The sequence below is a fragment of the Carboxylicivirga fragile genome (assembly GCF_050589805.1).
In the GTDB taxonomy this organism is placed as follows: domain Bacteria; phylum Bacteroidota; class Bacteroidia; order Bacteroidales; family Marinilabiliaceae; genus Carboxylicivirga; species Carboxylicivirga fragile.
In genome coordinates this window covers 40,126-50,844 of record NZ_JBNGOY010000044.1, presented here as the reverse complement: position 1 = coordinate 50,844, position 10,719 = coordinate 40,126, and the positions used below count along the sequence as shown (strand labels likewise).

Annotated in this window: 11 protein-coding genes; 8 read left to right on the top strand and 3 right to left on the bottom strand. The window is 34.0% G+C overall.

Annotation, left to right across the window (positions count from 1 at the left end; genetic code table 11):
• Positions 1-82: 82 nt before the first annotated feature.
• Both ACRD7B_RS17500 and ACRD7B_RS17495 read right to left on the bottom strand, forming a co-directional pair.
• Positions 83-529, bottom strand: a complete 447-nt coding sequence (locus ACRD7B_RS17500; protein ID WP_430825907.1) for a YkgJ family cysteine cluster protein — start codon at positions 527-529, stop codon at positions 83-85.
• A gap of 39 nt (positions 530-568) precedes the next feature.
• Positions 569-1,627 carry a LamG-like jellyroll fold domain-containing protein gene (locus tag ACRD7B_RS17495; protein WP_430825906.1) on the bottom strand — a complete coding sequence of 353 codons (1,059 nt, stop codon included), beginning with the start codon at positions 1,625-1,627 and terminating at the stop codon, positions 569-571.
• A 398-nt stretch (positions 1,628-2,025) separates the two neighbouring features.
• Between ACRD7B_RS17495 and ACRD7B_RS17490 the strand changes: the two genes are divergently transcribed.
• The 4 genes from ACRD7B_RS17490 to ACRD7B_RS17475 are packed head-to-tail and all read left to right on the top strand — an operon-like array spanning position 2,026 to position 6,618.
• On the top strand, positions 2,026-2,910 hold the full coding sequence (locus tag ACRD7B_RS17490) for an AAC(3) family N-acetyltransferase (RefSeq protein ID WP_430825905.1): 885 nt from the start codon (positions 2,026-2,028) through the stop codon (positions 2,908-2,910).
• Entirely contained in the window at positions 2,910-3,749 is an 840-nt protein-coding gene (locus tag ACRD7B_RS17485; RefSeq protein ID WP_430825904.1) for a glycosyltransferase, read from the top strand. Before ACRD7B_RS17490 ends, ACRD7B_RS17485 begins: the two co-directional genes overlap by 1 nt.
• Before the next feature lie 11 nt (positions 3,750-3,760).
• Complete coding sequence (locus ACRD7B_RS17480; RefSeq protein WP_430825903.1) at positions 3,761-5,254, top strand: oligosaccharide flippase family protein; 1,494 nt, start codon at positions 3,761-3,763, stop codon at positions 5,252-5,254.
• Positions 5,255-5,256: 2 nt separating this feature from the next.
• Positions 5,257-6,618 (top strand): polysaccharide deacetylase family protein, encoded by a 1,362-nt coding sequence (locus tag ACRD7B_RS17475; RefSeq protein ID WP_430825902.1) that lies wholly within the window; start codon positions 5,257-5,259, stop codon positions 6,616-6,618.
• Here ACRD7B_RS17475 and ACRD7B_RS17470 read toward each other — a convergent pair.
• On the bottom strand, positions 6,605-7,891 hold the full coding sequence (locus ACRD7B_RS17470; RefSeq protein ID WP_430825901.1) for a CgeB family protein: 1,287 nt from the start codon (positions 7,889-7,891) through the stop codon (positions 6,605-6,607). The genes ACRD7B_RS17475 and ACRD7B_RS17470 overlap by 14 nt on opposite strands.
• A 120-nt stretch (positions 7,892-8,011) precedes the next feature.
• On the opposite strand from ACRD7B_RS17470, the gene ACRD7B_RS17465 reads away from it, so the two are divergent.
• From ACRD7B_RS17465 to truB, 4 genes are read left to right on the top strand one after another with little or no spacing between them, the layout of a single operon-like run.
• Positions 8,012-8,890: a cell division protein FtsX gene (locus ACRD7B_RS17465; RefSeq protein WP_430825900.1), complete on the top strand. Its 879-nt coding sequence runs from the start codon at positions 8,012-8,014 to the stop codon at positions 8,888-8,890.
• Between the two features lie 12 nt (positions 8,891-8,902).
• A complete protein-coding gene (locus tag ACRD7B_RS17460) occupies positions 8,903-9,154 on the top strand; it encodes a DUF3098 domain-containing protein (RefSeq protein ID WP_430825899.1) in 252 nt (83 codons plus the stop codon).
• Between the two features lie 13 nt (positions 9,155-9,167).
• Positions 9,168-9,962, top strand: coding sequence for an undecaprenyl-diphosphate phosphatase (locus ACRD7B_RS17455; RefSeq protein ID WP_430825898.1), 795 nt, complete (start codon positions 9,168-9,170; stop codon positions 9,960-9,962).
• Positions 9,963-9,983: 21 nt separating this feature from the next.
• Positions 9,984-10,691 (top strand): tRNA pseudouridine(55) synthase TruB, encoded by a 708-nt coding sequence (gene truB / locus ACRD7B_RS17450; RefSeq protein WP_430825897.1) that lies wholly within the window; start codon positions 9,984-9,986, stop codon positions 10,689-10,691.
• Positions 10,692-10,719 lie beyond the last annotated feature (28 nt).

The window sequence follows — 10,719 nt, the reverse complement described above, 5'->3', positions numbered from 1 at the left end:
ATACAAGAACTGCTTACAGAATATCAAATCAATCAAGATGTCAAAGAACAACTAAAATTATTTGGTGACTAATTTTAACGCATCAGCAGTAATTCATCATGAATAATTTGCTATTATTGGTGTCTTGTTCGTAAACATTGTCCTCGTCGAAATAAGTATCATCAACTTTTGTAAAGTTTAGTTCGCAAAAGGATAGTTCCCATTGATCACCAGCCTCGTTCATGTTAATTAATGGGTAGCCATGTGTTCTGCAAATAATAGGACGAGCGTTATAAATAGTGCATTGTCCGTTTATTAAAAAAGCACAACGTTCCTTGTTCTCGCTTTGATTAAGGGTTTTAATGATATCGGGATATTCTTTTTGGATTTGAACCTTTACAGCTTCATATTCAATAGGGAAGACATCGAAATCGAGACAGCATTTATCGCAACCTTTTTTACATACCATATTCTCTTGGTGTAATAGATCGAAATGTTTGGTTTGTGCGTCAATTTCGTTTCTTAGCTGATAGTACTTTTTAATACTCATTGTCAATGCTTTCCCTCCTGCAAACTTAAAAAATATGTTTTACTCTTTGAATATTAATTTAACTTCTTCATGTGTAAGAATGCGGTCATAAATTCTTAGATCATCAAGGTTACCATTTAAAAACCTATCCCAACAATTTCTTCCTGCACCTAACACGACGGCTTTATGCCCATCAACAGAGTGATTATTAGTCTTTTTTAATTTATTTACCAAGTTTCCATTTAGATAAAAATTAACATATTGTTGCGATATTGTTAAAACAGCATGATGCCATTCGCCTTCACTTATTTCAGTTTGAATAAGGTGTGGGTTCATTTTGTTGTCCATCCCACCAACATAGACCCAAACTTTATTAATTCCATCTATTTTTGATACTGAGAGCCTTGTAGAACTATTTGTTAAACTTGAATGGTCGCAAGAAATAATTGAACTCCAAGACGTAGTGGGGCTGTAATTGTAGTCCCAAACAGGTATTTTATTTGCCTTAAACCAAATAGAAAATGATTTTTCTTGTTTGTCAAAGTCTGTTGGTAGTTTTAAATATGAAGAAATACCATTTAGTTGAGCTGATTCACCATTCTTATTAACTCTTCCTTGGCCATAATTGATCATATAGTTCGTGGCATGATACTGGTTGTTTGTTTCATCATTTGAGTGACCATCAAAGGTATAATAGGCAAAAAGATTAGTAACAGGGCGTTCATCAACATCATTAATGTTAATGGTTATATTCGCTGTAGTTGAGAGAAAGGGATTTGCCTCCTCCTTTACTGATATGGCCAATTCAATTTTTTCTGAAATTTCGAAATCAATAGTCGCTGGATTAACTAATACAATACTCTTAGATAGTTGATCAATTTGAAAACCTCCATCCGTGAGATCATTCACAATTTCAAATGTAACATCGTGGTTTTCAGCATCTGAATATTCAAGTTTACCTATTATAGTACCGCTGGGACTATTCTCATCAATTTCAAAGGATTGATTCGTAAATGTTGGTGCAGTATTGCAGTAGTGATCTTCAGAACAGTTTGAGAATAAAACTGTAACTGCTAGCAATGAGAAAAGAAAGTTAATTTTTCTGAGGGTAAGTTTCATTGTTTATTACTTGGGTTAAAATTGATACAAATATAATATTATTTGTGTGTTTAAGGAATAAAATACACAGATTCCAATATGAAGTTATAGGGTTAATTAGGATTAACTGAATAATTACTCAATAATGATGTAATTTAAATACTTTGAAGATGTTTGTGTTGAAAACTTAATGTAAATAATAAAAATTTAATAGTTTAAATTTAAAAATATGTATTTTCTTCCGTAGTTTACTGTTACCGATAATTTCTAGCATCTTTTGCTATTTAAGAAATTGTTACGTTCTGCTGTAATAATCCATATTCTTCATGAAGTAGTATTAAAACTCTTTTTATTGTAACTTTCGGGCTGATTGCAACATTGAATTAAAAATCAACTGAACTATAATTTAAAGTGGAATAGTGGCGTCACGAAACGGTCATCTGAATTGGAGTAAAGAGGAATTAATACTTGATCTAAAAAAGATTGGTGTTAGCCTAGGATGTATACTTCATCTTAAAGTTTCCTTAAGGTCAATTGGGAATATTGAAGGTGGAGCACAAACGTTACTTGATGCTGTGTTGGATGTTGTTGGTAGTGAGGGTACTGTTGTTGTTGATGCCTTTGTCGAATCGTACCCTTTGCCTTTAAAAAAGAAACACGCTCTACTCATTAGCGATGCATTGACTCCTTCTTACGCTGGTGCTTTTGCTAATGTTTTTATTAAACATCCTAATGTTGTAAGAAGTAAACATCCTATCCAAAAGTTTGCTGCGATTGGCCCTAAGGCTCAAGAATTAGTAGGATGCCATACCGATAAGAGTAAAGGTTATGAGGTTTTTGAGACATTGTGTTCAAGTAATGCTGTAAACTTATCAATTGGGACAAATACTCATGGAGTTGGAACAACTCATGTGGCGATTGAATATCTTGGGTTCATAAAAAAAGGAATAAAAAAGGGAGTTAATTATAGTAATAGTGATGGATTGATTAAAACATTTCAAGTTGATTGGAATGGGGGATGTTCGCGAGGTTTCTCTAACTTTATACCCATATATTCCGAAGCCGATGCTGTTAGATTTGGTAAGATTGGGAATGCCAATGCCGTATTCACTTCTATGAAAAAAACCCTTGAACTAGAAATCATTAAACTTAAGGAAGACCCTTCATTTTTCTTTTGTAAGGATCCAACTTGTAAAGATTGTCGTTTAAACTGGGAGCATTCCTCTGGAAATTATTGGCGAGTAAAGTATTATTCTTTCCTTAGTATTATAAAACAAGCTTTGAATTTAAATAATGATCATTAATGTTTAAACATTTTTTAATAACTAGGTTTAATTTAAGAAATTTTCCGCTGGGGGAGAAGAAGCAAGATGAGTGGGTACAGTGGACAAGGGATAGGATTTCTTTATTTGATAAATACTGCTTACCATCATTGAGTAACCAAAGCAATAAAGATTTTAAATGGTTTATTTATTTTGATACGCAAACTCCTGATGAGTTTACTGATTATATAAATAAACTTAATGGTTTTGAATTTATTAAGGTTTGCTATTCAGATGGTATGGATAGTTTTGATAAAGTATATATTGAGGATATAAAGAATAATATTGGTGATTCTTCTTGGGCTATGATTTCGCGCATTGATAATGATGATTGCTTTGATTCAGCTGCGATAGAGAGGATTCAAGAAAGTTTTGTTAAGAAGGATGGCCATCTCATCTCTCTTGCTTCGGGTTATACTCTGGATCTTAAGAAAAATATTTTGTCGCATTACTTTTACCCAATGTCACCTTTTTTAACGATAATCGAATCGACAACGAAAAAGAACATTAAAGGCGTTTTTTGTAAGCCCCATAGTAGTTGGAATGAACTACGATTATTTATGTATAAAGAGGTATTTGGATTGAATAAACAATCGACGTTTATACTTGATAAACCATATTGGTTGCAAATCGTACATGATGATAATGTGTCTAATTCTTTTAAAAGAGGCTTTCCCGTATTAAAGTCTATTAACCTGGCCTCGTTTGGAATAAATGCTATTACAAAAAAACAATCAGTTCTAAATATATCAGGTTATTTTAATTATGTTTTTTGGAAGCGATATTTTAAAGCTTCTGTGGTTAAGTGTTTCAAGAAATAGATGCTGATAAAATGCTTAAAAATATAAGAACCCTTTTAAAAGATTTTTTTTTCTACGGCATTGGTAATTCTGCTGCTAAGGCAAGTGGGATAATTTTACTCCCACTATATCTTGAATATATTAGTACTGAAGAGTTTGGCTTGCTTGCATTGTATGAAACGGTTTTCGTAGTAATGTTAACAATAACCAGTGTTGGAACTAAAAGTGGATTAGCTAGATGGTATAATGATGTGAATAATCCAGATGAGAAAAAAGCACTTTTCTTTTCGGTAATGACATTTAATGTTTTTTCAAGTTTTCTTGGTATAATTTGCATTTCTATAATTCTCTACAACTCATCTTTATTTAATTCTCTTAATAGCAGTTTGGTTATCGTATGGTTCTGCTTATCAAGCTTGTTCAAGTTATTATTTGATGTTCCAACAGTTTTACTAAGATTGCAACAAAAGTCAAAGACTATTACGAATATTCAAATTATAAACATCATAATCACCTTATGCTTAACTTATTACTTTTTAGGTGTCCTTAATGATGGATTTATTGGCATCTTCAAAGCACAAGCAATTGCTAATGCTATTTCGTTCTTAATCGTTTTGCCAATAATCATTAAAAATAGTATTTGGTCGCTTAAACTAAAGATGCTTGTTGAATTAATACAATACGGCTATCCATTAGCTATTTCTAATGTTTTAACAACGGGATTAACTTTAAGTGACCGATATTTTATTGAACATTATCAATCCTTAACAGATGTTGGTAGTTATTCAATGGCTTATAAAATATCAAACCTATTGCAATTTATTGTTGTTGCATCATTTATAACATCGTATACTTACAATTACTATAAGTCGATGAATGATAAGGGGAGTAAGGCTTTTCTGGTGACTTCATTCAATTATTTCATATTTTTGATGACCATACTTGGTCTTGGAATTATATTTTTTAGTAGAGAGGCAATTTATATCTTAAGTTCTGGAGATGCCACTTTCTACGATGCAATTCCTGTAATTCCAGTTTTAATATTGGGGCTAATATTTTCAGGAATAAGGCAAGTCTTTGTATTGCCCATCACCAAGGCAAAGAAAACAAAGATTATTTCTTTGGTGATGGTACTTACAGGGCTAATCAATATTGGGTTAAACTTCATTGTTATACCTTATTACGGAAAAGTTGGTGCCGCTTTAACAACATTGATAAGTCAACTATTTGCAGTTATCTGGTTCTTGATCGCTTTAGACAAATTAAAAGCAAATATTTATAATGTGCGAAAGATAGCTCTGGCTTTGTTTGTAGGTATGGTTTATTGTGTTCTTTTCTTTTTTATACCATTAATCAACATTTACATTGATGTTTTAATAAAAATATCATTATTGTTTATGTGTGTATTAACGCTTTATGTTTTAGGTTTTTTTGAAAGAGATGAGCTTGAAAAAATGCTACAAGCCTGGCATAAATGGAAGAATATATCGCAATTGAAAAGTAATATTTCTCAGCTAAAAAAGTGATTATGCAAAGTATTCTAAGTAATAACCAGTTGGATTATGTGTTGTTTCATTTGGAGCAGCATGTTGACTTGGGTACTTTAAAGAAGCAGATTGTTTACGGCACTAATTTAAAGTCTGAAATTATTTTTTATTCTTCTGATAAAGAAATTAATGAGATAACTCAATTAGAGTATAAAAACAAGACTATTCCCATTCTTTTTCCGCAAGCTGATAGTCAATCATTTTATACCTTTGAAGATGGGAAACTTATTTTTCATCATGATTTATTAAAGTCAGCTTTCTATCTACTGAGTGGATATCAGGAAACGCTTCCAAGTGTCTCGGATGCGATGGGACGATTTCAATACAAGTCTTCCATTCAGTATCGATTAGGGATAGTTGAGGTGCCTTTGGTCAATTATTACTTTGAGATTATCATTGAAGGGCTTGAAAAATACGCTGCGTACCATGGTTTAACTATAAAACGTAAGCGTTTGTTTGATGATTTTGGTTTTATGCTGACGCATGATGTTGATCGTGTAGATTACTACCATTGGCGTGAAACAGTGCTAAAAATTATGCAGATTCTCGGACTTAAGCCTTCGGACTATGCTGATAAAAAACAACTTTTTAAAGCAACCTTGGATGCCATATTGCCTACTTTATTCCCCGGATATAAAAAAGACCCATGGTGGAATTTTGATGAGCTACGGCAAATAGAAAAGCAGCTAGATATTAAATCAACATGGTACTTTCTCAATCGCGATGGATCGCCACATGATGCTAAATATATACTTGAGGAAGATCGAATTAAAAAGCAAATATATAAGCTAATAGGTCAAAAATGTGAAGTTGGCTTACATGGTTCTATTAAGACTGCTGATTCATTAAGTGATTTGCAAAAGGCAAAAGATCGACTTCAAAAGCTCACTTCCATCGAGGTGGTTGGAACAAGGCAACATTTTCTCAAACTTCATTATCCATCTACTCTTGTTAATCAGCAAGCATGTGGTTTGAAATATGATTCAACTTTAGGTTTTGCTGAACATGAGGGCTTTAGAAATAGTTACTGTTACCCATTTCATCCTTACGACTTTGAAAATGATAAAATGATGGCCATTTGGGAGTTTCCTTTGGTCATTATGGACACTACACTTTATGGGTATAGAAATCTAATTAATAAAGAAATATTACAGGCATCTGATGTAATAATTGAGGAGATAAAACGATTTGGAGGTTTATTGGTGTTATTGTGGCACAATTGTAATTTTAACGAATATCAATACCCTGGAATTGAGAATATCTATAAAGAACTGTTGAGGCAGATTATGGATAAAAAGGCAAGCTCTGTTGTTGGTGCAGATGTTTTAACTATGCTAGATTAAATAAAAGAGACTTAATTTTTCTATCTATCATTTCGGCTCTTTTTTCAAAGGTATGATCATTAAGGGTACGTCTCTGTCCGGCTTCTGTAATTTTCTTTAACTCTTGGGGTTCTGAAAGCAGCCATTTTATTTTCTGAGTAGCTTCATCTAAATTGCGATAGGTGATAATTTCTTCACCATCTGTGAAATAGTCATTAATGTCAGGTTTCCAGTCGGTAAGCAAGCAAGTGCCGGCTCCGGTAGCCTCATACATGCGCATGTTAGCGGCGAAGTTAGCAGCAATATCACCGTGAATGTTAAAGGCGATTTTTGACAGCGCCATCTCCTTGAACATATCGATGCCAAAAACAGGTGATTTTATTTGTTGAGCCAAAGCTTTCGATACCTTCGATGCACTTGGCATATAGTCTAAGCGATTAACTTTTTGTAAAGGTTTAATGGTTTTATTAACAGATGATAATCCTATTTTATTTAAACATTTACTAGCAAAAAAGGCCATCTGTTTAACAAGTAGATGTTTTGATGCGTTTTGGTTAAGATTGACCAATAAATTAATATCAACCCCTGCTTTCACTAGGTTCTCTAGCAGTTGAATTCTTTCTTCATGAAAACGTTGATCGAGAATTATGGATCCTGAAAATAGGAAATCGTGTTGTTTAGCTTCAGCTGGTACTCGCTTTAAAATGCGTTTGTCGAAAGCATGTGGAATAATCAGACATTCGGGCAAACCTTTTTTCTCCAATAAATTTTTGAAGTAAGGTGCGCAAACAGTAATAAAATCAAAGGCTTTAAAGTCGGAATAGTACTTTGATGAAATGGGCGAACAACAATTACCTATAGCTATCTTAATGGTAGGTATTAATGCTTTAAGCTTATTAATAAATTCTCCGTTATAGCTATAGCTATCCTGAAACCATACAACATCGGGTTGAAGCTGTTTTAATTGGGCAATTAAAATTGAATTGCTATCAGTCGCCTTAAAATTATTCTCTTCGCACCATTGGTTTTGTAAGGTCATTGCATTAGCTACAATTTCAGACGCTTGATTACCTTGTTGCATAAAAGCTTGTGCATAAGCATCGGACCAGGCAAAGCGCTGTTGCATTAAATGCGCGTATTGTTGATCAAACGATTGTGAAACTACTTCTGGAAATCGCTCATAATAGTATGAGAGAAAATCTTTATAGTAAGTCGTAATTTTTACAATGCGATAGTTCATTTGATACAGCTTGAGCAATAATTCAGTCAAAAGTGCGAATAATCTTGAAATCATCTGCAACTGTATGGCCTATTTTGCCTTGCTTACGGTTAAATTTTGTTAATTCGCAGATAAATTCGCATCTTTTTCCGTTCATACATAAGGCATTTTATATTTTTGCAGTAATTATTATAAATGGCACAGTCGAAACAAATAAAAAGTGGTAGGAAATTACGTAGCTCGTATGTTACCACAACCATAAGTATAGCATTGGTTCTTTTCTTGTTGGGTATCATTGGTTTATTGTCGCTCAATGCGCAAAAACTTTCTCAATATGTGAAAGAAAACATTGGTTTTACCGTGCTTATTAAGGATAATGCCCGTGAAGCTGAGGTTAAACGTTTGGAGAAATTATTAACGACCTCCCCATTTATTAAGCAAACCGAATATGTTGATAAGGAGCGCGCAGCAGCCGAATTGACTGAAGAGCTTGGAGAGGATTTTGTTGACTTCCTGGGATACAACCCTTTGCTATCGTCAATTGAAGTGAAATTATTTGCCGATTATGCTCACCCTGATAGTATTGCAACTGTTGAAGCGGTAATAATGGATTTTCCACAGGTTAAAGAAGTATTATACCAAAAAAACCTGATTCACCTAGTTCATCAGAATGTGCAGCGAATAGCCTTAATACTTGGAGTATTTGCATTAATGTTGTTGTTAATTGCCATTGCATTAATAAATAACACCATTCGCCTTTCAGTTTATTCTAAGCGCTTTTTGATTCGAACAATGCAGCTGGTGGGAGCTACCAAAGGGTTTATACGACAGCCATTTTTAATGACAAGTATATTACATGGACTGGTGGGAGCAACTTTAGCGATCGTTCTTTTGGCCGGATTAGTTTATTATACAAGTCATGAATTGGCCGGTGTGATTGGTTTTCAGAATATGGATTTGATTCTGATTCTGTTTGGAATTGTAATTGTTAGCGGCGTATTAATTACGCTTGTATCAACTTATATAGCAGTTAATAAATATTTGAATTTACGTACCGACGATTTATATTTTTAAGGATTAAAAATTATGAGTAAGAAGGATAACGAACAAAAATTTCAGTTTGCATTGGGTAAAGAAAACTACATACTATTGGCAATTGGTTTTGCAATAATAATCGTTGGTTTTTTGCTGATGATGGGTGGTCGTAGTGATGATCCTAGTGTTTTTAATGAAGAGATTTTTAGTTTCAGACGAATTACTTTGGCACCTATGATTGTGTTGTTCGGATTTATGTTTGAGATTTATGCCATAATGAAGAAGCCTAAGGCTGAGAAATAAGCAGTAAATTTTTATGGGAATATTTGAAGCGTTGATTCTTGGAATTATTCAAGGATTAACTGAGTTTTTGCCCGTCAGTAGTAGCGGTCATCTCGAAATTGTGAAAGCATTATTTGGTAGTAATGCCATGGCTAAGGAAAGCATGTTCATGACTGTAATGTTGCACGGCGCAACGGCTTTAAGCACAATCGTAATTTTTCGAAAGGAAATATTGGAAATTGTAACTGGCTTATTTCAATTTAAATGGAATGATCAAACAGTGTTTTCTTTAAAAATTATATTGTCGATGCTTCCTGCTGCCTTTGTTGGTGTAGTTTTTGCGGATGAGCTTGAGGCGCTTTTCGACAGCCAAATATTATTGGTTGGATTTATGTTGTTGCTTACAGCTGGTTTGCTTTTTCTGGCAGATAGGGCAAAAACGACAGAGAAAGGTGTTTCTTTTTGGGGAGCTATCGTTATTGGGGTTGCTCAAGCCATTGCTATTCTCCCAGGCATTTCTCGTTCTGGAGCTACTATTTCAACATCAGTTTTGTTAGGTGTTGATCGTAGTAAAGCTACTCGATTTTCATTTTTAATGGTAGTGCCGTTAATTTTGGGTAAGATGGCCAAAGACATGTTATCCAGCGATTTTACCTTACAAGGCGAAAGTATATTGCCTGTACTCATAGGCTTTGTGGCTGCATTTGTAACGGGTTTGTTTGCTTGTACATGGATGATTAAGCTAGTGCGAAAAAGTAAGTTGAGTTATTTCTCTATTTACTGTGCAGTTGTTGGCTTAATTGCGATTGTTAGTAGCCTTATTAATTAAGAATATAATTAAACACGAAGAATGGAATTGAGTGTTGATGGGTTTGTGGCAGGTCAGGTATTGCTTGTGAATAAACCTTTGGAATGGACTTCGTTTGATGTTGTAAATAAAATACGTTTTTCATTAAAACGCTATTTAGGAATAAAGAAGATTAAAGTTGGGCATGCGGGTACGCTTGATCCTTTGGCAACAGGTTTGGTAATTGTTTGTACAGGTAAAGCAACAAAGCAAATTGATCAATTTTTAGGATTAGATAAGCAGTATATTGCAGATATACAACTTGGAAGCACAACGCCATCCTATGATTTAGAAACCGAGCCTGATGAATTTTTCCCATGGGAGCATATTGATAAGGAAAAAGTTGAAGAGTGCTTGCAAAACTTTAAGGGTGATATTGAGCAAATGCCACCTATTTTTTCTGCCTTAAAGGTGAAAGGTCAAAAGGCCTATGACTTAGCACGAAAAGGTCAGGCGGTTGAGCTTAAAAGTCGTAATGTACACATAAGCGATATTAACTTGCTCGAAATGCAAGGCAAGGATTTTAAAATTGATGTTAATTGTAGCAAGGGGACTTACATCCGCTCTCTGGCGTACGATCTGGGCAAAGCCTTAGATTCAGGAGCACATCTGACGGGTTTGGTTCGAACACGAATAGGCACTCATTTGCTGAAAGATGCGATGTCGATGGAAGAAATTGAAAAAAAATTAGCTTCCTTTGTAACTAATTGAGAAAGCTTGCGTATAAGGTAGGCCAATA